This window comes from Prauserella isguenensis, assembly GCF_014191605.1.
Taxonomy (GTDB): Bacteria; Actinomycetota; Actinomycetes; order Mycobacteriales; family Pseudonocardiaceae; genus Prauserella; species Prauserella isguenensis.
In genome coordinates, this window is sequence record NZ_JACHWU010000001.1 from 249048 (window position 1) to 269954 (window position 20907).

Consider the following 20907-nt stretch of genomic DNA (forward strand, 5'->3'; position numbering starts at 1 on the left):
ACCGCCGACGCATCCGATACACGTTTCCACTCGGAGGCTCCGGATATGACCGAACCCGCGCTGCGACTGGAGGGCATGAGTGCCTCGTACGGCGGCAGGCCCGTGTTGACCGGTGTCGACGTCGAGATCCCTGCGGGTGTGCTGAGTGCGGTCGTCGGGCCGAACGGTGCTGGCAAGTCGACGATGGTGAAGGCGGCGCTGGGGCTGGTGCCGTCGGTACGTGGCACGGTGCGGTGGTTGGGACGGCCGTTGCGGCGGGTGCGTAAGCGGGTGGCGTACGTCCCGCAGTCGGACGCCGTGGCGAAGGACTTCCCCATCACGGCCGTGCAGGTCGTCGAGATGGGCCGGTACCCGCACCGCGGCTGGCTGCGCAGGCTGACGGCGGAGGACGACGAGTGCGTGGCGGCCGCGATGCAGCAGGTCGGGGTCACGGAGCTGGCGGACCGGCCGATCGACGAGCTCTCCGGTGGGCAGCGCCAGCGGGTGTTCCTGGCGCGGGCGCTCGCGCAGCGCGCGGATCTGATCGTGCTGGACGAGCCGTTCACTGCCGTCGACGCGCGCACCGAGGCGGCGTTGCTGGAGATCCTCACGGGGCTGTGCCGTGACGGTGTGTCCGTCATCGCCGTGCATCACGACCTGCGCGACGTGCGGGACCGGTTCGATCACGCGGTGTTGCTGGCGGGCACGGTCGTCGCCGCGGGGGCACCCGCCGATGTGCTCACGCCGGAGCACCTCGAGCGCGCCTACGGTATGGCGCCGTTGGCCGCGCGGTGAGCGCGATGGTGACCGGGGCACTGTCCGTCGATGCGGTGCGGTCCGGGGCGGCGCAGGCTTCGTCGCCTGCGGCATCGCGGGCCGGCACGGTGCAGGCCTGGCCGCTCGGCGACCTGCTGGACGCCCTGCCACTGTCCTATCCGGACGCGGTGGTCGTCGTCGGCACGGCGGTCGTCGGCCTCGTCGCGGGTCTGCTCGGCCCGCTGGCGGTGCTTCGCCAGCGCAGCATGTTCGGTGACGCGATGAGCCACGGCACCCTTGCCGGCGTCGCCGTCGCGTTCCTGATCACGGGCGCCAAGGTGCCGGAACTGCTGCTACTGGGCGCGGCGGTGTCGGCCACGCTCGCGGCGTTCGCCATGATCGCGTTGGAACGCGCGGGTCGACTGCGCTCGGACGCGGCGATCGGCGTCGTGCTGTCGGTGTCGCTGACGCTCGGCATCGTGCTGCTCACCGGCATCTCGGACAGCGGCAACGCGCAGCAGTCCGGTTTGGACGAATACCTGCTCGGCCAGACCGCCGGGATGGTCGAACGCGACATCGTCGTGGCGCTCGTGTTGGCGGGCGTCGCCGTCGCGGCGATCCTGCTGGGTTTCCGGCTGCTGCGGTCGGCGACGTTCGACCCGGGGTTCACAGCCGTCGCGGGTGTGCGCACGTGGGTCGTCGACGCGGCGAGCACGGGACTGCTGGCGCTCGCCGTGGTGCTCGGCGTCCGCACCGTCGGGGCGATCCTCATGGTCGCGCTGTTGGTCGCCCCGGTCGTCACCGCGAGGCAGTTGACGACGCGCCTGGCGGCGCTGCTTCCGCTCTCGGCGGTCGTCGGCGCGGTGTGCGGCGCGGCGGGCGGACTCCTGTCGGGGCGCGCGGAACTGCCCGCCGGTCCGGTGATCGTGCTGCTGGCGACAGCCCTCGCGGTGCTGTCCGTGGTGCTGGCGCCACGGCGCGGCGTCATCGCACGGGCGCGGGCGGGCAGGCTGCGACGGGGACGCGCGCGATGACACCCGACGACGTGATGATCATCGTGATCGCCGGCCTGCTGTCGACGTCGTGTGCGGTTCTCGGCGGGTTCCTCGTGCTGCGCGGCCAGGCGCTGCTTCCCGATGCGGTCAGTCACGCCGTGCTCCCCGGCATCGTGCTGATCTTCCTGCTCACGGGTGAGCGTGCGTCACTGTGGACGGTGGTCGGGGCGACGGCCTTCGGCGTGCTGTGCGTACTCGGCACGGACTGGCTGCGGCGCAGCGGCGTCGTTGAGTCGGACGCCGCCCTGGCCCTGGTGTTCCCCGCGCTGTTCTCGCTGGGCATCCTCGGCATCAGCCGCTTCGCGTCGGGCGCGCACATCGACCTCGATTCGGCCATCTACGGAGACCTGACGTTCGCGCCGCTGCGCACGATGTCGTTGTTCGGGGCCGACGTGCCACGGTCGCTGGTGATCACCGCCGTCGCGACGGTCGCCGTCGTGGCGCTGGTCGTGGTGCTGTGGCGCCCGTTGCAGGCGGCGTCGTTCGACCCGGCGTTCGCCGAGCTGGCGGGACTCCGCGGCCGGCTGATCGGCCAGGTGCTGCTCGTCGCCGTAGCGGGACTGGCCGTCGTCGCGTTCGACAGCGTCGGCGCAATCCTGGTGATCACGTTCTTCGTCGTGCCGGCCTCGACGGCCCGGCTGCTCACGGCGCGCCTCGGGCCGATGCTCGTCGTCGCGGCGGGCTGCGGGTGGGTCGCGTCGATGGCGGGGCACGGCGTCGCGGTGTCGCTGGACACGTCCATCCCCGGCACGATCGGCCTCACCAGCGGCGTGCTGTTCGTACTCGCCCTGCTGCTGGCGCCCCGCCGCGGCCTGCTGGCCCGCCGCCGCGCCCCCACCTGACGCCCCGTGTTGCGCCTTCCGGGGCGCGTGTTGCGCCTTCCGGGGCGCGTGTTGCGCCTTCCGGGGCGCCCGTGTTGCGGATCCGGGGAGTCGTGTTGACGTCGTGATGTCCCCGGTGGACAGTGCGCCCATGCTGCACATCGGAACGATCGTGGTGGGCGCCTCCGAGGTCCGCAGGGCCGCCGCGTTCTGGAGCGCCGCGCTCGACTACGCACCGCGCGACGGCGTCCTCGACGACGACTTCGTGGTGCTCACTCCGCGGGCCGGCCACAGCCCCGGCGTGGCCGTGGACTCGAGCGAGTCTCCGGTCCAGGAACACCCGCGGGTCCACCTCGACCTCTACGCCTCCGACGCCGACGAGCAGGAGGCCGAGGTGGAACGGCTGGTCTCCCTCGGCGCGTCGCGGGTCGACTGGGACCTCTACCCCGACGACCCGGACTTCGTGGTGCTCGCCGACACCGAGGGCAACCGCTTCTGCGTCATCGACACCTCCCACGGCGGTTAGCGCCGACGTCGCCGCTCTCGGCGAAAGCGTCGCGCACCGCAGCGGGAACGGCCGGAGCCTGCGCGGATGCCGCTGTACGACCGCCCGGGCACCACCGACCGGTCGGCGCACGTCCTCGCCAACGGAAGCCGACCGAGGCCCGGCCGGTGGCCGCGAGACCGGTGAGCGCTGAACCCGCGTGCTCGAGTGCAGGACACGCGGGTTACTTGCGGATCTCCAGGGTGCAGCACTTCGGGCCGCCGCCGGCCTTGCGCAGCTCCGAGATGTCGACGAACCGCACCTCGTAGCCCCTCGCCGTGAGCTGATCCGCGAGCCCGGTCGCCTCGACGGGCAGGACGACGTGGCGGCCGTCGGAGATTCCGTTGAGTCCGAAGCACTCCGCGTCGGCCGCCGTGGCCTGCACGGCGTCCGGGAACAGCCGCGACAGCACGCGCCGTGAGCCCTCGGAGAACGCCTCCGGGTAGTAGGCGATCTGCGCCCGGGTACGGCCGCCGAGACCGCCGTCGTCTCCCCCGGGTTCCGCAACACCAGCCCCCGAACCTGCAACACGAGCCCCGGAAGCTGCAACACGGGGCCCGGGATCCGCAACACGGGTGTCGGCGTCGGCCCGGGCCGCACCGTCGGACCCGCCGGACAGTACGAACAGCGCCGTGTCCAGGTGGTAGTAGCGCTCGTCGATCAGGTGCAGCGACACGACCGGCACGCCGAGTGCCTCCTGCGCCTCGGCGTGGGCGTCGGGGTCGGTGCGGAAACCGGTGCCTGCGAGCAGAACCCGGCCGGTCCAGACGAAGTCGCCCTCGGCCTCGTTGATCTGCCGCGGCGTCGTGACGTCGCGGAACCCGTTCTCGACGAACCAACGGCGGAAGTGCTCGGCCTCGGCGGCCCGCTCCGGGGCACGGAACCGCGATCCGAGCACGCGGCCGTCGACGACGGTTCCCGAGTTGGCGGCGAACACCATGTCGGGCAGGCCCGGCTGCGGCGGCACCTCGTCGACCGTGTGGCCCAGTTCGCGATAGGTGTCGCGCAGCGTCGTCCACTGCCGCATGGCCAGGTCCGTGTCGACGGGCCGGTCCGGGTCCATCCACGGGTTGATCGAGTACTCCACGGCGAAGTACCGCGGCGGGCACATCAGGTAGTGGCGGGGGGTCGGGACACGTACGGGCAGAGCGTGGTCGCCTGTCATGCTTCGAATGTAGAACCGCCCGGTTACGCAAACAATCGACGAAGATTGCGCACAAGTGTGCTAATCATTGCGTATGAACACCCTGGACCAGCGGATCGTTTCCCGGCTCGTGGCCAACGCGAGGTCGAGCTACGCCGAGATCGGCAAGGAGGTAGGACTGTCGGCGCCCGCGGTCAAACGCCGTGTCGACAGACTGCTCGACGACGGTGTGCTTCGCGGGTTCACGGCGGTGGTCGACCCGGAGGCTCTCGGATGGGGCACCGAGGCGTTCGTCGAGGTGCACTGCCACGGCAACGTCTCCCCCGGGCGTATCCGTTCACACCTGGAGCCGCTGCCGGAGGTGGTCGCGGCCTACACTGTCTCCGGTGCTGCCGACGCGATCGTGCACCTGCGCGCATCCGACATCCATCACCTGGAATCGGCACTCGAACGCCTCCGCGGCCTGGAGATCATCGACCGCACCGTGTCGACCGTCGTGTTGTCGACCCTTCTGGAGCGTTCCCCAAATCCAGGCGAATGATTACCCTGGAACGCGAGTCCGGCGAACCCGCCGCCGTCTCAGGTCGTGGAATCGGGGGACTGTTACGGACGCGTCATAGGTAAGGCAAATCACACCGGTCCGCTCGCCCTGAAAACAACAAGTAATCTCGAAGTATTGCGCGCTGGGCGCGCCAGTCGTCAGAGAGGGATTTCCTGGCCCATGAGCACGAGTGCGAACGGCAGCGCAGCGGCCGGCACCGAGGCGTTGTCGGCGTCCAGGCCGACGGAGGTCAACCGGCTCGAGCGTGTCGTGATCCGGTTCGCCGGCGACTCCGGCGACGGCATGCAGCTGACCGGCGACCGGTTCACGTCGGAAGCGGCGGCGTTCGGCAACGACCTGGCGACCCTGCCGAACTTCCCGGCCGAGATCCGCGCACCTCAGGGCACGATTCCGGGCGTCTCGAGCTTCCAGGTGCACTTCGCCGACTACGACATCCTGACCCCCGGTGACCGCCCGGACGTGCTGGTGGCGATGAACCCGGCGGCGCTCAAGGCCAACATCGCCGACGTGCCCAAGGGCGGCACGATCATCGTCAACACCGACGAGTTCGGAAAGCGCAACCTCGCCAAGGTCGACTACGAGTCGAACCCGCTCGAGGACGACTCGCTGTCGGCGTTCGAGGTTCACGAGGTCGCCATGTCGACCCTGACCCAGGGCGCGCTGGCCGACACCGGCCTGGGCAAGAAGGACGCCGAGCGGTGCAAGAACATGTTCGCGCTCGGGTTGCTGTCGTGGATGTACCACCGGCCGACCGAGGGCACCGAGGCCTTCCTGCGGGAGAAGTTCGCGAAGAAGCCCGACGTGGCCGAGGCGAACGTGCTGGCCTTCCGCGCGGGCTGGTACTACGGCGAGACGACCGAGGCGTTCGGCACGACGTTCGAGATCGCTCCCGCGAAGCTGCCCTCGGGCACGTATCGGCAGATCACGGGCAACACGGCGCTGGCCTACGGCATCGTGGCGGCCGGGCAGCAGTCGAAGCTGCCGGTGCTGCTCGGTACGTACCCGATCACGCCGGCCTCGGACGTGCTGCACGAGCTGTCCAAGCACAAGAACTTCGGCATCACCACGTTCCAGGCCGAGGACGAGATCGCCGGCATCGGCGCCGCCCTCGGTGCGGCCTACGGCGGTGCGCTGGGCGTCACCTCGACGTCGGGGCCGGGTATCGCGCTGAAGGCCGAGACGATCGGGCTCGGCGTGATGACCGAGCTGCCGCTGGTGGTCATCGACGTGCAGCGCGGCGGGCCGTCGACGGGTCTGCCGACGAAGACCGAGCAGGCCGACCTGCTGCAGGCCTACTTCGGCCGCAACGGTGAGTGCCCGGTGCCGATCGTCGCGCCGTCGACCCCGGCCGACTGTTTCGACATCGCCCTCGAGGCCACGCGGATCGCGCTGGCGTACCGCACCCCGGTGCTGCTGCTCTCGGACGGGGCGGTCGCCAACGGCTCCGAGCCGTGGCTGATCCCGGACGTGTCCACGCTGCCGGACCTGTCGGTCGAGTTCGCGACCGAGCCCAACGCGCCGGACGGGTCCGGCGAGCACTGGCCGTACCAGCGCGACCCGGAGACGCTGGCCCGCGAATGGGCGTTGCCCGGCACGGCGGGTCTGCAGCACCGCATCGGCGGTCTGGAGAAGGCCGAGGGCAAGGGCAACATCTCGTACGACCCCGACAACCACGACAAGATGGTGCGGCTGCGCCAGGCGAAGGTCGACGGCATCGAGGTGCCCGACCTCGAGGTCGACGATCCCAACGGCAACGCGCGCGTGCTGGTGCTCGGCTGGGGTTCGACCTACGGGCCGATCGGGGCCGCGGCCCGGCGGGTGCGGGCCAAGGGCATGCCGATCGCACAGGCCCACCTGCGCCACCTCAACCCGCTGCCTGCCAACCTCGGCGAGGTGCTCACCTCGTACGACCACGTGGTCGTGCCCGAGATGAACCTCGGTCAGCTGTCGATGCTGCTGCGCGCCAAGTACCTGACCGACATCCAGTCCTACAACAAGGTCGCCGGACTGCCCTTCAAGGCCGAAGAACTCGAAGGCGTCTTCACCGACATCATCAGGGAGGTCACCGCAGTATGACCGACGACGCACTCTCTCCCGCGGAGGCGGCAGTATGACCGCCACCGACCTGGGGCTGCCCAGCATGGGCGGGCTCGACCTGGTCCCCACGACCGACGAGCCGCAGAAGGCCAAGGAGTACAAGTCCGACCAGGAAGTGCGCTGGTGCCCGGGGTGCGGTGACTACATCGTGCTCAACACCATCCAGTCGTTCCTCCCGACGCTGGGCCTCAAGCGCGAGAACATCGTGTTCATCTCCGGGATCGGCTGCTCGAGCCGGTTCCCGTACTACATGAACACCTACGGCATGCACTCGATCCACGGCCGCGCGCCGTCGATCGCGACCGGCCTGGCGACGACCCGGCCAGACCTGTCGGTGTGGGTCGTGACCGGTGACGGCGACGCCTTGTCCATCGGCGGCAACCACCTGATCCACGCGCTGCGCCGCAACGTCAACCTGAAGATCCTGTTGTTCAACAACCGGATCTACGGCCTGACGAAGGGCCAGTACTCGCCGACGTCCGAGCCGGGCAAGGTCACCAAGTCGACGCCGATGGGTTCGGTGGACACGCCGTTCAACCCGGTGTCGCTGGCGCTGGGTGCCGAGGCGACGTTCGTGGGCCGCGCACTGGACTCGGACAAGAAGGGCCTCACCGAGGTGCTCGGTGCCGCCGCCGAGCACCGCGGCAGCGCGGTCGTGGAGATCTACCAGAACTGCCCGATCTTCAACGACGGTGCGTTCGACATGCTCAAGGACAAGGACGAGGCGGCGCAGCGGATCATCCCGCTGACGCCGGGCGAGCCGATCCGGTTCGGCCCCGAGGGCGAGTTCGGTGTCACCACCACCGGCTACGGCGGTCTCGACGTCGGCAAGGTCGCCGACATCGGCGAGGACAACCTCGTCGTGCACGACCCGTCGATCTCCGACACGGCCTACGGCTTCGCGCTGTCCCGCCTCGGGGACCAGCACCTCAGCCACATCCCGACGGGCATCTTCCGCCAGGTACAGCGGGAGACCTACGACGACCAGGCCCGCGCACAGGTGCAGCAGGCGCAGGATGCCAAGCCGGGCGACCTGCAGGCCCTGCTCACCGGCAAGGACACCTGGACGGTCGAGTAGCGCGCGACGTACCACGGACAGGGCGAGGGCCCCGTCGGCCGACACCGGCCGACGGGGCCCTCGCCGTGTCACGGGCGCCTGCCGTCCGCACCGGTCACGGGTTTCGCCGCGAGGTCCACCGGGAACCAGCGGACGGCAACCGTGCTCCACGAAGAGCGCGCTCGACGAAGGGAAAGAATGACCCGAACCCGAGTAGTGATCGTCGGCGGAGGATTCGCCGGATACCACGCGGCGCGGCAGCTGACGAAGACGGTGGACCACGGCGAGGTCGACATCGTTCTCGTCAACCCGACCGACTACTTCCTGTACGTCCCGCTGTTGCCGGAGGTGGGATCGGGCGTCGTCGACCCTCGCTCGATCACCATCTCGCTGCCGGGAACGCTGCCGAACGTGCGGTTGGTGCTCGGCGAGGTCACGACGGTCGACCCGGACGGCCAGAAACTGTCCTACGAGGACCCGGAGGGCAACACGGGCTCGTTGTCGTTCGACCGGTTGGTGCTCGCCGCGGGCAGTGTCAACAAGCTCCTGCCGATCCCGGGAGTGGCCAAGCACGGCCACGGGTTCCGCGGCGTACCGGAGGCGCTGTACTTCCGTGACCACGTGACGCGGCAGATCGAGTTGGCGGCCATGACCGACGACCAGCGGGAGCGGGATGCGCGCTGCACGTTCGTCGTGGTCGGTGCCGGTTACACCGGTACCGAGGTCGCCGCGCAGGGGCCGCTGCTCACCGAGACGTTGGCCGCACGGCATCCGGAACTGCGTGACCAGCCGATGCGCTGGAAGTTGCTGGACCTCGCGCCCCGGGTGCTGCCGGAACTCGACGAACGGCTGTCACGCACCGCGGACAGTGTTCTCCGGGAGCGCGGCGTCGAGATCCTGACGGAGACCTCGATCACCGAGAGCACGGAGGACGGCGTCACGCTCAGCGGCGGCGAGTTCGTTCCGACCCGGTCGCTGGTGTGGTGCGTCGGGGTTCGCCCCGATCCGCTCGTGGAGTCGCTCGGCCTGGAAACCGAGCAGGGCAGGCTCGTGGTCGACGAGAATCTGTCCGTGCCGCCGTACCCTCGCGTGTTCGCGTGCGGGGACGCCGCCGCGGTGACCGACCCGAGCCATCCGGACCGGCTCACCCCGATGACGGCACAGCACGCCGTGCGGCAGGGCAAGCTGGCCGCCCGTAACGTCGCCGCCTCGCTGGGCATCGGAACGTTCGCGACCTACCGGCACCGGGACCTCGGTTTCGTCGTGGACCTGGGTGCGGGCAAGGCGGCCGCCAACCCGTTGCACATCCCGCTCTCGGGCATGCCCGCCAAGATCGCCACGCGCGGCTACCACCTGGCGGCCATGCCTACCAATCGACTGCGGGTCGCGACCGATTGGGCACTGGAGGCGGCCACGACCCGGCCGCGCGTCCAGCTGGGACTGGTCCGTTCCGGCAGCGTGCCGCTGGACACCGCCTCCCCCGAACTGCCTCAGCTGCGCTCGGAGCCGACGAGCAGCGAGGCCGACGGGAGCTCCGGCGGTGACGAGGCCCGGCGCTAGCCGGGCATCGTCTCGCCGCCGACCGGGGCCAGCACCTCGCCCGTGTAGTACGACGACAGCTGGTTCGCGGCGAAGAACACGTACGACGGCGCGATCTCGTCCGGGTCGGCAGCCCGTCCGATCGGTGCCTGTTCGCCGAAGTTCTCCACCTTCCCCTCCGGCATCGTGGCCGGGATCAGCGGTGTCCACACCGGACCCGGTGCGACACAGTTGACGCGGATGCCGCGGTCCATCAGGGACTGGGCGAGCGAGTACGTCAGCGATTGCACCGCACCCTTGGTGGCCGAGTAGTCGATGAGCTGCTTGTTGCCGCGCAGTCCGTTCACCGAGCCGGTGTTGATGAGCGCCGACCCGGATTCCAGGTGCGGCAGCGCCGCCTTGGTGACCCGGAAGAAGCTGTGGATGTTCACCTCGAAGGTGCGCAGCCACTGCTCGTCACCGATCTCCTCCGGGCGGTCGTAGGGCTCCTGTGTGGCCACGTTGTTGACCAGGACGTCGAGCCGCCCGAGTTCGCCGACGGTGCGCTCGACCACGTCCACGCAATGGCGGGCGTCGCCGAGGTCGCCGCGCAACGTCAGGCAGCGGCGCCCCTGCTCCCGGACGAGTGACGCCGTGTGCTCGGCGTCGCCGTCCTCCGACAGGTAGGCGAGCGCCACGTCGGCACCCTCCTTGGCGAAGGCCGCGCAGACCGCTCGGCCGATCCCTGAATCCCCGCCGGTGACCAGCGCGACCTTCCCGGTCAGCAGATCGCGGCCGGACCAGTCACGCATCTCGTCCCGCGGCTGTGGATCCAGCCCGCCGCTGCCGCCGGGCGGGTCCTGTTGCTGCGGCGGGGGCGAGTCCTCGGGGCTGGTGCTCATGTTTCCTCCTGACGATCGGGACGTCCGCGCTGCTCGCGCGGAGCGTGGCCGTGCTCTCAGTGCGGTTCGGCGTGGTCGTCGGGTCCGTCTCCCGATCCACCTCTGGTGGTGCCTTCCGCGCGGCCTCTGCGGCGGCGGATACGGGACAGCGTGCGGATCGGAGTGCGCTCGGCTCCGCGGTTCCAGATACCCGCGGTACGACTCAGCGCGTAGTCGATGCGCTTGTCGACCTCCTCGCCGAAGTACTCCTCGAAATTCTGCTCCAGATCGTCGGCCAACCGTTGACGACGCATTCGCCGCTCGGCCGCCACCAGCTTCCGGTGCTCCTTGTGCAGTGCCCGGTACGTGGCGACACAAATCAGGATCAGCACGATGCTGAACGGCAACGCCGTGGCGATCGCCCCGGCCTGCAACGCCTCCAGACCACCGGCGAGCAGCAGTCCGATCGCGACGAGTCCTTCCAACACGGCCCACATGACTCGGCTCCACACCGGGGGATCCGGATGCCCACCGGAGGCGAGCATGTCGACCACGAGCGATCCGGAGTCCGAGGAGGTCACGAAGAAGACCGCCAACAGCAGGAGTGCGATCACCGAGAGCACCGTGCCGAACGGCAGTCCTCCCAGGACGGTGAACAGGCTCTCCTCGGCAACCAGTTCCTCACCCGAGGACCACAGATCACCGGCGCCGAACAACTGCCGGTGGATGCCGGTGCCTCCCAGGACCGCGAACCAGACGATCACGACGACGGTGGGGACCAGCAGCACGCCGGCGATGAACTCCCGGATGGTGCGGCCGCGCGAGATGCGTGCGATGAACACGCCGACGAACGGCGCCCAGGAGATCCACCATCCCCAGTAGAAGATCGTCCAGGTGCCCTGCCATTCGCGGCCCGCGTCGCCGGTGTAGGTCGCCGCGTCGAAGCTCATGCCGAGCACATTGGTCAGGTAGACGCCGAACGACTCGACGAGGTCGCGCAGCAGGAACAACGTCGGCCCGAGCAACAACACGGAGATGAGCAGCACCGCGCCCAGCGTCAGGTTGATGTTCGACAGCCATCGGATGCCCCGCGACAAGCCGCTGGCCACCGAGACGAGCGCCAACAGGGTGACGATGACGATCAGCACCACCAGCGCCGTATCGCTCGCCTCACCGAGCACACCCATGGTCGACAGGCCGGTGGCGATCTGCTGGACGCCCAGTCCCAGCGACGTGGCCACACCGAACACCGTGCCGATGACGGCCAACACGTCGATCAGATCACCGATGCTGCCTTTGACCCTGTCCCCGAGCAACGGCTCCAGAGCCCACCGGATCGACACCGGCCTGCCCCGACGATGGATCGCGTACGCCAGTGCCAGACCGATCACCGCGTACACCGCCCAGGGATGAAAGCCCCAGTGCAGAAAGGTCTGTGCCATGCCGAGCTGGGCCAGCTCGGTGGCCGACCCCTCGGTACCGGGCTCGGGATCCGAGGTGGCGAACGCCAACGGTTCACCCACGCCGTAGAAGACCAGCCCGATACCCATTCCGGCCGCGAACAGCATGGCGAACCACGACATCAGGCCGAACTCCGGTGGTTCGTCCTCTTTGCCCAGTGTGATCGTGCCGAACCGGCTGACACCCATCCAGATCGCGAACACGATGAAGCCGACGATCGCGAGGCTGTAGAACCACGCCGCACCGCTGACGATGCCACTCTGGACCGACCTCAACACCTCACCCGTCGCACCGGGGAAGGCGATGGCGACCAGCGACACCCCGGCGACGACGAGCAACGCGGGCCAGAACACCGCGGGTGTGATGCCACCCCGGCCGATGCGGACCCCGTGCCTGCGCAGCTGCTCGTCGACGCTCTCGTCGGCGTGTGTCCGTTCGGTACGTTCGTCCTCGTGAGCCGAATCCGGCGGGTCCGCGGTTTCCGCGGCGACTCCGTCACCTTCGTGCGATTCGGTCACGTCGGTCTCACCTCCGATCGACTTCCCACCGCGTCTCCCGTCGGACGCAGGACCGCACGCCGAACGGTCACAGCGCGTTCCCTTTCCGACGCCGATGGTGCGAGCCTGTCGTACCCACAGCCACGCGAGCGGAAACAGCGTGGACGCATGCGTCGCGTCGGCGACGACCCCGACACGACGAAGGGGCCACCGAAACGTGTCCGGTGGCCCCTTCGGGGAACCGCTCCGTCGGGCGCGAGGCGCCCGGAGGGATGGCTGTCAGCTCAACGGGCGGAAGCCCACGCGTTCGGCGTCGGCCGGGCTACGGAACCAGACCTCGGCCACCATGCGCGGGTACTGCGGCGAGGCGTCGGTGACGTAGCGCAGCGCCGTGACACTCGCCTTCACCGTGAACTCCGACGACGGGCTGCCACCACCGGGCAGCGGCATCGCGGACCCGGGGCCGAACGGTCCCGGCTTCGGTGCGTCGGCATCAGCCTGGTCGGCCCGCTCCGCGACGTTCTCCACCGACGCGCCCTCAGCGGCCGTGGCGGTCTCGCTCGCGCCGAGTTCCCCGGACACGGCCTCGTCCCCGGTGGGCACCTGCCCGGCGGGAGTCACGAACTTCGTCGGCTGCTGCGCGCCCGACGGCGGCTGCCCGGCGTGCTTGCCCGCCTCCGCGGCGGGTTCGGCGGCGGGTTCGGACGAGGGCGATTCACCCGGTGAGGGAGGTTCGAACAGCGAACCGCTCTGGGCCGCCGCATCGGGTTCGCGACGGGTGATCGCCCGCATCGACGGCTGGATCGGCTTCGGCGCGTCGAAGCCGCCCGGCGGCCGCTGCCTCGGTGTGCGCTTCGGCAACACGTTCGTCGACTCCGCGGGGCCCTCATCGGGACCGGCGTCCGGCCCGCCGAACGCGTACGCGGGCGGGTCGGCAGGGAGCTCGCCCGCACCGTTCGACGCGGGACCCCCGGCCTCGGCGGCGACCGGGTCTCCCGTACTCGTCTCCGGCGCGCTCGCCGTGTCCGCGTCGGAACGGTCCACGTTCGGGTCCGCGGCGGCCGCCTCGTCGTCGCCGACCGGGGCCGGATCGAACAGGCTTCCGGGCCGCTCCGCCCGGTGCCTCGCCTGGTCACCGGCGTCGTCCTGGTCGCCTACGGCCGGATCGGCGAGGTCGGCGGGGGCGGCGGGGTCCGCACCGCCGGATCGGCCGGCCGGATCGTCGAGCCCGCTTTCGCGGAGGGAGTCGACGGGAAGCTCGGTGGTGGCGTCGAACGACGTGACGGGCTGGAACGGCGCCCCGAGATGCAGCGCGGAACCAGCCGCAGCGGACGTACCTGCCTCGCCACCCGCCGGGTCGGCGTCCCGCTCCTCGGGACCGGCCGTGCGTTCGGGTGCGGCCGCGTCGGCGACCTCACCCGCGCCGGGGAGGGAGTCGGTGCCGATGAACCGCGTCGACTCCGCATCGGCCAGGTTCGGGTCGGCGGCGTCGGCCGTGTCCGGCACGCTGCGCATCTCGTCCGGATCGAGCACCGAGGAGACCGGCGCGTCCTCGTCCGCACCCGCGTCGGCAGCCACGTACCGCGTCCGGTCGTCGGGATGCTCGCCGTAGCCCGTGTCGCCGTAGCCCGTGTCGCCGTAGCCCGTGTCGCCGTAGCCCGTGTCGTCGTAGCCGGGGCGGGTGTAGTCGCCCCTATCGTCGGCGTCGTCGGCGTCGTCGGCGTCGCCGGTGGCGTCGGGGCCGGGACGGCCGTAGTCGTCGTACCGCTCATGGCCCTCGTCGGCCGGGGCGAAGGCCCGATAGCCGTCGGCGTAACCGGCGTCGTAGTCCGCGTCGTGTGCACCGCGGTCGCCGGGGACTTCGAGGTCCTCAGGCCGGTCCGCGAGGTCGAAGTCGTCCTCGTAACCGCCGCCCGCATAACCGCCACCCGCGTAACCGCCGAGGCTGTCGCGCTCGAGCCACGACGTCTCGGGTTCCGGCCGATCGGGCACGTCGACGTCCGCGCTGCTCCCGTGTGCGCCCGTCCCGGCCAGGGCTTCGTCGGCGTCGCTGAACGGATCACTGCGCTCCGTCCGCGTCTGCGCCGTACCTGCCGCGCCGAGGGCGGGCTCGGAGATACGGCGGAGATCGGCCTCGCGGGCCACGAGTCTCTCCTCGAGGCTGCGGATCTGCTTACGCGCGGGCCGAACCAGGAAAACCCAGGCCAGGAAGGCGCCCAGCACGAAAGCGATCGCGCTGAACACCCAGACCTGCCCGAAAATGGACATTGGTGCGGTGTCCTCCCTCAGTGGGTGCGTGCGACGAGGTAATCGGCGACCGATTCGCAGGCATCCCGCGCCGGTGTCGGCGGCAACGCCGCCAGCTCCGTCCTCGCGCGCTGAGCGTAGCCTGAAAGAGTGGTGCGTGCGCGTTCCAGGCCACGCGACGAACGCAACAGTGTCAATGCCTCGGCGACCTCGGCGTCGTCGGTGACCGGGCCGCTGAGCAGCTGGGCGAGCCTCGGGTCCGGCCTGTCCTCGGCGAGTTCGTACAGCATCGGCAGCGTCTTCACGCCCTCGCGCAGGTCCGTGCCCTGCGACTTGCCCGACTCGTCGGACGGCGAGTCGATGTCGATGATGTCGTCCGAGATCTGGAACGCGGTGCCGATGATGTCGCCGAACCGCCGCAGCGCCTCGACGTGCTCGGCGGGCGCGTCCGACAGCATGCCGCCGAACCGGCCCGACGTGGCGATCAGCGACCCCGTCTTCTGCCCGATGACGGTCAGGTAGTGCTCGATCGGGTCCTCGCCCTCACCGGGGCCGACCGTTTCGCGCATCTGGCCCGTGACCAGCTCACCGAACGTCTCGGCGATGATCCGCGCCGCGTCGGTGCCGAGGTCGGCGACGAGTCGCGAGGCGTGCGCGAACAGGAAGTCGCCGGTGAGGATCGCGACGGTGTTGTCCCAGCGCGCGTTGACGCTCTCCGCACCGCGGCGCATCGTGGCCTCGTCCATGACGTCGTCGTGATACAGCGTCGCCAGGTGCACGAGCTCGACGGCCGCGGCGGCGGTGATCACCCCGTGGCGCGCGTCCTCTCCTGCACTGCCGAACTGGCCGGACAGCAGCGTGAACAACGGGCGAAAACGTTTGCCCCCGGCTTCGACCAGGTGCCGTGCGGCCTCGTTGACCGCGGCGACGTCGCTGCGGACGACCTCGCGCAGCAGCTGCTCCACCGAGCCCAGGCCGCTCGCGAGATCGGTCAGCAGCGCTTCGTCGTCGATCTGCAGCCCGACGGAGGCCCGCAGTTCTTCGATGGCGCCGTCACGCACTGACACTACTCGCTCCCGCCCTCTCGGTACTGGGTTCCACGGCCGGTTCTCCTCCGGGCGCCGCGTGACGTCCGGCCAAAACCGGCCCCAGCCTACTGGCAAGTCTTCGCGGGGCGATCACGCATCAGCCCTGCTCAGACGTGACCGTCGACACCGCCCGAGATGCCGGCGGTCCGCCGCCGTCACCCGCCGAGCGCGAAGCCGCCCGCCCCCGCCCAGTCCAGCGCGAACGTCGGCAGCAGGCCCAGCAGCAGCGTGACGATCACGCCCAGTGCGATCGACGCCGTCGTGAACGCGCCGGGCACGCTGACCGTCGGCCCGTCGGAGGCCGGCTCGGAGAAGTACATGAGCACGACGACCCGCAGGTAGAAGAATGCGGCCACGGCACTGAAGACGAGCGCGATCACCACGAGCGGGGCCATGCCGTCCGACAGCGCCGCCGAGAACACGACGAACTTGCCCACGAACCCGCTGGTCAACGGGATACCCGCCAGTGCGAGCAGCAGGAACGTGAACACCCCGGCCAGCAGCGGCGACCGCTTCGCCAAGCCCGCCCACGCCGACAGGTGCGTCGCCTCGCCGGTGGAGTCCCGCACCAGCGAGATCACGCCGAACGCCGCGAGCGTGGTGAACCCGTAGGCAAGCAGGTAGAAGAGCGTCCCGGAAAGCCCCTCGTCGGTCAGCGCCATCGTGCCGATGAGCAGGAACCCGGCGTGCGCGATCGACGAGTAGGCGATCATCCGCTTGAGGTCGGTCTGGGTCAGGCCCAGCACCGCGCCGATCGCCATCGAGATGATCGCGACGGCCCACATCACGCCGCGCCACTCCCAGCTGGTGGCCTCGAACGCCACGGTCAGCACGCGGAGGATCCCGCCGAACGCCGCGACCTTGGTGCACGCCGCCATGAACGCCGTCACCGGCGTCGGCGCGCCCTGGTAGACGTCGGGCGTCCAGGTGTGGAACGGGCCGACCGAACCCTTGAACAGCAGGCCGACCATCAGCAGGCCGAGGCCGGCGAACAGCAGCGTGTCCGAACGGTCGGTGCCCGCGGCGGCGGTGGCGATGTCGGCGAGCTTCACCGAGCCCGCGTAGCCGTACAACAGTGCGAGGCCGTACAGGAAGAACGCGCTGGCGAACGCCCCGAGCAGGAAGTACTTGACCGCCGCCTCCTGCGACAACAACCGCCGCCTGCGGGCGAGGCCGCACATCAGGTACAGCGGAAGGCTCAGCACCTCGAGGGCGATGAACATCGTCAACAGGTCGTTGGCCGCGGTGAACGCCATCATGCCGCCGAGCGCGAACAGCGCGAGCGGGAACACCTCGGTCTGCATGCCGGTGGACTGCACCTGCGCGCGGTCCTGCACCGTGCCGGGGGCGATGCCCGCCTGCGCGACGAACGAACCGCCCGGCTCGACGGACCGGTCGGCGATCATCAGTACCGCCGCGACGCTCAGTGCGAGCAGCGTCCCCCACAGGAACAGCGCCGGCGTGTCGATCGACAGCGTGGTCCCCATCGTCACCACGCCGTGTTCGGGCCTGCCGCTGACGTAGGCGCCGAGCGCGATGCCCGCGGCGGCGATCGACCCGAGCGTCAGCACGACCTGTCCGGACCAGCGCTGGTGCTTCGGCACGAACGCCTCGATCAGCACGCCGACGCACGCGGCGCCGAACACGATCACCATGGGCAGGATCGCGCCCCAGTCGATCCCGGGGGCCTCGACGGTCTGCATTTGCTGCGCGAGAAACGGATTCACGATGGCCGGTTACCTTTCCTGCACCGCGGTGATGGTCTGTTCGACCGACGGGTTGACGGTGTCCAGCACGGGCTTCGGGTAGAAGCCGAGACCGATGATCAGCACCACGAGCGGGGCGAGCGCCCCGATCTCCCGCAGGCCCAGGTCGCGGATCGTCTTGCGGGCGCCCACCTCCGGTGCCTGCACGGTGCCCGGCCCGGGCGCCGCGGCCAGCATCGCGTCACCGCGCACGGGCCCGGTCATGATCCGCTGGTACAGCCACAGCACGTATGCGGCGGCCAGCACCATGCCGACCGTGGCGACGATCGCGTACGCGGGCCGGGTGTCGAACGCCCCCAGTAGCACGAGGAACTCGCTGATGAACGAGTTCGTGCCCGGCAGTGACAACGCCGACAGGCCCGCGATCAGCAGCATCGCGGCCAGCACCGGTGTCACCTTGGCCATGCCCCCGAACGCGTCGATCCGGGTGTGACCGCCGCGCGCCGCGACGATGCCGAGTACCAGGATCAGCATGCCCGTGGCGAGGCTGTGGTTGAGCATGTACGTCGCCGAACCGGCCACGGCCTGCTGAGTGAAGGCGAAGATGCCGAGCGCGATGAATCCGAAGTGGGCGATCGACACGTACGCCACGAACCGCCGCATGTCGGTCTGCCCGGCCGCGAGCATCGACCCGTAGATCACACCGACGACCGCGAGCACGAGCACGATCGGGGCGAGCTCGGCGCTCGCGTCGGGTGTCATCGGAAGGCTGTAGCGCAGGAAGCCGAACGTGCCGACCTTGTCGAGCACGCCGACGAGCAGCACCGTGACACCCACCGGCGCCTGGCTCGCCGCGTCGGGCAACCAGGTGTGGAACGGCACCAGCGGCGCCTTGATGGCGAACGCGAGGAAGAAGCCGAGGAACAGCCAGATCTGCGTCTCGAGCGGCGCTTCACTGACGACCTGCACCAGCGTGGCCCAGTCGAACGTGCCCTCGCCGAGTTCGTCGGCGGCCAGTGAGTAGGCGCCGATCGCCGACGCCAGCATGATCAACCCGCCGAGGAACGAGTAGAGGAAGAACTTCACCGCCGCGTACTGCCGCCTCGGCCCGCCGTAGCCGCCGATGAGGAAGTACATCGGAATGAGCATGATCTCGAACAGGACGTAGAACAGGAACACGTCCGTCGCCGCGAACACGGCGATCGTGAGCGATTGCTGCAGCAGGATCAACGACAGCAGCCCGCCGACGTCCTTACCCTCGGGAATCTTGTCCGTCGAGCGCAGCAACGCGATGACCACCGGCACCAGCAGCGCGATCACGGCGATCATCAGCAGTGCGATGCCGTCGATGCCGAAGGAGATGTGCACCCCGAACGCGGGGATCCACTCGAGCGACGAGACCTGCTGGAGCCGTTCGCCACCGGGGTCGTAGCTCAGCCACAGCGGCAGGATCAGCACGAGCTCCACGACGGACACCGCGAACGCGGTGATCGTGGCGAGCCGGTCGTCGCGGCGCAGGAAGGCCACGGCCACCGCACCGAGCAGTGGCAGCAGGATCAGTGCGAGCAGCCAGGTCATCCGAACCTCACCAACAACAGTGCGCCGACGATCAGGAACGAGCCGCCGAGCATCGACAGTGCGTACGAGCGGACGAAACCGGTCTGCATCCGGCGCAGCCGTCCGGAGCCACCGCCGAACGCGGCGGCGAGCCCGTTGACGGCGCCGTCGACGCCCCGGTTGTCGAGGAACACCGCCGACCGCGTGAGCCACATGCCCGGTGTCGCGACGAGCGCCTCGTTGAGCGCGTTGCCGTACAGGTCTTTCCGCGCGGCACGCACCGGCCAGGCCACGCGCTCAGGACGTTCGACGGCCGTGTACGTCGAGCCCTCCGTGCGGCGTCCGAACAACGCCCACGCGCCGAGCACACCGAGCCCCGAGACCAGCACCGTCAACCACGGGATCAGCGCGTGCGGCAGCACTCCGTGGTGGCTCTCCTGCAACGCCCCGACCGACGGGCTGAGGAACTCGGCCAGGGTGTCGCCGCCGATGAGCAGTCCGCCCGCGGCAACCGAGCCGATCGACAGCACGATCATCGGTGCGGTCATCGTCGGCGGCGATTCGTGGGGATGGAACTCGCGGCCGTCGGCCGAGGTCGTCTCGCGCCAGCGCTCCTTACCGAAGAACGTCAGCAGCATCAGGCGCGTCATGTAGAAGCCGGTGATACCCGCGGCCAGCAGCGCCGACCCGCCGAGCACCCAGCCGCGCCAGCCCTCCTGGCCGAACGCCGCCTCGATGATGGCGTCCTTGGTGAAAAAGCCCGAGAGGAACGGGAACCCGATGATCGCCAGGTAGCCGAGGCCGAACGTGACGGCCGTGATCGGCAGCTTCTTCGCCAGGCCGCCGAACTTGCGCATGTCGACCTCGTCGTTCATGGCGTGCATGACCGACCCGGCGCCGAGGAACAGCCCGGCCTTGAAGAAGCCGTGCGTCAGCAGGTGCGCGATGGCCAGCGCGTAGCCGAACGGGCCGAGCCCGACGGCGAGCATCATGTACCCGATCTGGCTGACCGTGGAGTAGGCCAGCACCTTCTTGATGTCGTCGTAGGCGCAGCCGATGATCGAGCCGAGCAGCAGCGTGAACGCACCGACGAGCGCGACCACCAGCCTGCCGTCCTCGGTCAGGTTGTAGATCGGCGCGCCGCGCGCGATGAGGTAGACGCCCGCGGTGACCATCGTCGCGGCGTGGATCAGGGCCGAGACCGGCGTCGGACCCTCCATGGCGTCCGGCAGCCACGCCTGCAGCGGGAACTGGCCGGACTTACCGCACGCCCCCAGCAGGAGCAGCAGCGCGACCGCCGTGACCACGCCCGGCGAGACGTCCCCGATGCCGGCGAACACCGCCTCGTAGCTGGTGCTGCCGATGTGCTTGAACATCAGGAAGATCGCGATCGCGAGGCCGACGTCGCCGACGCGGTTCATCAGGAACGCCTTCTTCGCCGCGGTCGCCGCGGCCGGACGGTCCGTGTACCAGCCGATCAGCAGGTACGACGCGAGGCCGACGCCCTCCCAGCCGAGGTACAGCATGACGAAGCTGTTTCCCAGCACCAGGATCAGCATCGACGCGACGAACAGGTTCAGGTAGGCGAAAAAGCGCCTGCGATCCCGGTCGTCGGACATGTAGCCGATCGAATAGACGTGGATCAGCGCGCCCACGCCCGTGATCAGCAGCACGAACGTCATCGACAGCGGGTCGATCCGCAGTCCGAAGTCGACCTGCAGCGCCTCGACCGGGATCCACGACCAGAGTGTCGTGTCGACGGCCTGGCTCAACGATTCCGACGCGAACAACGCCAGCGCGTACACGAAGGACGCCGCGACGGTCGCACAGCCGAGCAGGTGGCCCCACGAGTTCGTGCGCTTGCCGCCGACGAGCAGCACGAGCGCACCGAGCGCCGGGAACGCGACCAGCAGCCACGATGATGCGATCACAGTTGT

Annotated in this window: 15 protein-coding genes and 1 pseudogene; 8 read left to right on the plus strand and 8 right to left on the minus strand. The window is 69.8% G+C overall.

Annotation, left to right across the window (positions count from 1 at the left end; translation table 11 throughout):
* Nucleotides 1–45: 45 nt before the first annotated feature.
* From FHS23_RS01145 to FHS23_RS01160, 4 genes are all read left to right on the plus strand, one after another.
* A complete protein-coding gene (locus FHS23_RS01145; protein ID WP_183650553.1) occupies nucleotides 46–774 on the plus strand; it encodes a metal ABC transporter ATP-binding protein in 729 nt (242 codons plus the stop codon).
* 5 nt (nucleotides 775–779) lie between these two features.
* On the plus strand, nucleotides 780–1769 hold the full coding sequence (locus FHS23_RS01150) for a metal ABC transporter permease (protein ID WP_183646347.1): 990 nt from the start codon (nucleotides 780–782) through the stop codon (nucleotides 1767–1769).
* A complete protein-coding gene (locus FHS23_RS01155; RefSeq protein WP_183646350.1) occupies nucleotides 1766–2632 on the plus strand; it encodes a metal ABC transporter permease in 867 nt (288 codons plus the stop codon). The genes FHS23_RS01150 and FHS23_RS01155 overlap by 4 nt, the downstream gene beginning before the upstream one ends.
* 130 nt (nucleotides 2633–2762) lie before the next feature.
* Nucleotides 2763–3137: a VOC family protein gene (locus FHS23_RS01160; RefSeq protein ID WP_183646353.1), complete on the plus strand. Its 375-nt coding sequence runs from the start codon at nucleotides 2763–2765 to the stop codon at nucleotides 3135–3137.
* 202 nt (nucleotides 3138–3339) lie between these two features.
* Here FHS23_RS01160 and FHS23_RS23015 read toward each other — a convergent pair whose 3' ends face one another.
* Nucleotides 3340–4266, minus strand: coding sequence for a dimethylarginine dimethylaminohydrolase family protein (locus FHS23_RS23015; RefSeq protein WP_425501098.1), 927 nt, complete (start codon nucleotides 4264–4266; stop codon nucleotides 3340–3342).
* A gap of 127 nt (nucleotides 4267–4393) precedes the next feature.
* Between FHS23_RS23015 and FHS23_RS01175 the strand changes: the two genes are divergently transcribed.
* The 4 genes from FHS23_RS01175 to FHS23_RS01190 all read left to right on the plus strand — a co-directional run bounded on the left by FHS23_RS01175 (nucleotide 4394) and on the right by FHS23_RS01190 (nucleotide 9575).
* Complete coding sequence (locus tag FHS23_RS01175; RefSeq protein ID WP_183646356.1) at nucleotides 4394–4840, plus strand: Lrp/AsnC family transcriptional regulator; 447 nt, start codon at nucleotides 4394–4396, stop codon at nucleotides 4838–4840.
* A 180-nt stretch (nucleotides 4841–5020) separates the two neighbouring features.
* Nucleotides 5021–6937 carry a 2-oxoacid:acceptor oxidoreductase subunit alpha gene (locus FHS23_RS01180; RefSeq protein ID WP_183646359.1) on the plus strand — a complete coding sequence of 639 codons (1917 nt, stop codon included), beginning with the start codon at nucleotides 5021–5023 and terminating at the stop codon, nucleotides 6935–6937.
* Between the two features lie 34 nt (nucleotides 6938–6971).
* A complete protein-coding gene (locus tag FHS23_RS01185) occupies nucleotides 6972–8036 on the plus strand; it encodes a 2-oxoacid:ferredoxin oxidoreductase subunit beta (protein ID WP_183646362.1) in 1065 nt (354 codons plus the stop codon).
* A gap of 177 nt (nucleotides 8037–8213) precedes the next feature.
* On the plus strand, nucleotides 8214–9575 hold the full coding sequence (locus tag FHS23_RS01190; RefSeq protein WP_183646366.1) for an NAD(P)/FAD-dependent oxidoreductase: 1362 nt from the start codon (nucleotides 8214–8216) through the stop codon (nucleotides 9573–9575).
* On the opposite strand, the gene FHS23_RS01195 is transcribed toward FHS23_RS01190, so the two are convergent.
* The 7 genes and pseudogenes from FHS23_RS01195 to nuoL all read right to left on the minus strand — a co-directional run bounded on the left by FHS23_RS01195 (nucleotide 9572) and on the right by nuoL (nucleotide 20901).
* Nucleotides 9572–10435, minus strand: coding sequence for an SDR family oxidoreductase (locus FHS23_RS01195; protein WP_183646369.1), 864 nt, complete (start codon nucleotides 10433–10435; stop codon nucleotides 9572–9574). The two genes, FHS23_RS01190 and FHS23_RS01195, sit on opposite strands and share 4 nt — an antisense overlap.
* A 56-nt stretch (nucleotides 10436–10491) precedes the next feature.
* Entirely contained in the window at nucleotides 10492–12393 is a 1902-nt protein-coding gene (locus FHS23_RS01200) for a BCCT family transporter (protein WP_221218925.1), read from the minus strand.
* A gap of 258 nt (nucleotides 12394–12651) precedes the next feature.
* Nucleotides 12652–12858: pseudogene (locus FHS23_RS23865) on the minus strand (sunset domain-containing protein); the annotation flags it as partial.
* A gap of 1799 nt (nucleotides 12859–14657) precedes the next feature.
* Nucleotides 14658–15686 (minus strand): polyprenyl synthetase family protein, encoded by a 1029-nt coding sequence (locus FHS23_RS01210; RefSeq protein ID WP_183646372.1) that lies wholly within the window; start codon nucleotides 15684–15686, stop codon nucleotides 14658–14660.
* 176 nt (nucleotides 15687–15862) lie between these two features.
* Nucleotides 15863–17410 (minus strand): NADH-quinone oxidoreductase subunit NuoN, encoded by a 1548-nt coding sequence (gene nuoN / locus FHS23_RS01215; RefSeq protein WP_221219041.1) that lies wholly within the window; start codon nucleotides 17408–17410, stop codon nucleotides 15863–15865.
* A gap of 33 nt (nucleotides 17411–17443) precedes the next feature.
* Nucleotides 17444–18991 (minus strand): NADH-quinone oxidoreductase subunit M, encoded by a 1548-nt coding sequence (locus tag FHS23_RS01220; protein WP_183646375.1) that lies wholly within the window; start codon nucleotides 18989–18991, stop codon nucleotides 17444–17446.
* Nucleotides 18988–20901, minus strand: a complete 1914-nt coding sequence (gene nuoL, locus FHS23_RS01225; protein WP_183646378.1) for an NADH-quinone oxidoreductase subunit L — start codon at nucleotides 20899–20901, stop codon at nucleotides 18988–18990. The genes FHS23_RS01220 and nuoL overlap by 4 nt, the downstream gene beginning before the upstream one ends.
* Nucleotides 20902–20907 lie beyond the last annotated feature (6 nt).

Bases quoted from the DNA above. Each gene is read 5' to 3' on its own strand.
- FHS23_RS01145 (WP_183650553.1), top strand. From the start codon at position 46: ATGACCGAACCCGCGCTGCGACTGGAGGGCATGAGTGCCTCGTACGGC.
- FHS23_RS01150 (WP_183646347.1), top strand. From the start codon at position 780: ATGGTGACCGGGGCACTGTCCGTCGATGCGGTGCGGTCCGGGGCGGCG.
- FHS23_RS01155 (WP_183646350.1), top strand. From the start codon at position 1,766: ATGACACCCGACGACGTGATGATCATCGTGATCGCCGGCCTGCTGTCG.
- FHS23_RS01160 (WP_183646353.1), top strand. From the start codon at position 2,763: ATGCTGCACATCGGAACGATCGTGGTGGGCGCCTCCGAGGTCCGCAGG.
- FHS23_RS23015 (WP_425501098.1), bottom strand. From the start codon at position 4,266: ATGTGCCCGCCGCGGTACTTCGCCGTGGAGTACTCGATCAACCCGTGG.
- FHS23_RS01175 (WP_183646356.1), top strand. From the start codon at position 4,394: ATGAACACCCTGGACCAGCGGATCGTTTCCCGGCTCGTGGCCAACGCG.
- FHS23_RS01180 (WP_183646359.1), top strand. From the start codon at position 5,021: ATGAGCACGAGTGCGAACGGCAGCGCAGCGGCCGGCACCGAGGCGTTG.
- FHS23_RS01185 (WP_183646362.1), top strand. From the start codon at position 6,972: ATGACCGCCACCGACCTGGGGCTGCCCAGCATGGGCGGGCTCGACCTG.
- FHS23_RS01190 (WP_183646366.1), top strand. From the start codon at position 8,214: ATGACCCGAACCCGAGTAGTGATCGTCGGCGGAGGATTCGCCGGATAC.
- FHS23_RS01195 (WP_183646369.1), bottom strand. From the start codon at position 10,435: ATGAGCACCAGCCCCGAGGACTCGCCCCCGCCGCAGCAACAGGACCCG.
- nuoN (WP_221219041.1), bottom strand. From the start codon at position 17,410: ATGCAGACCGTCGAGGCCCCCGGGATCGACTGGGGCGCGATCCTGCCC.
- FHS23_RS01220 (WP_183646375.1), bottom strand. From the start codon at position 18,991: ATGACCTGGCTGCTCGCACTGATCCTGCTGCCACTGCTCGGTGCGGTG.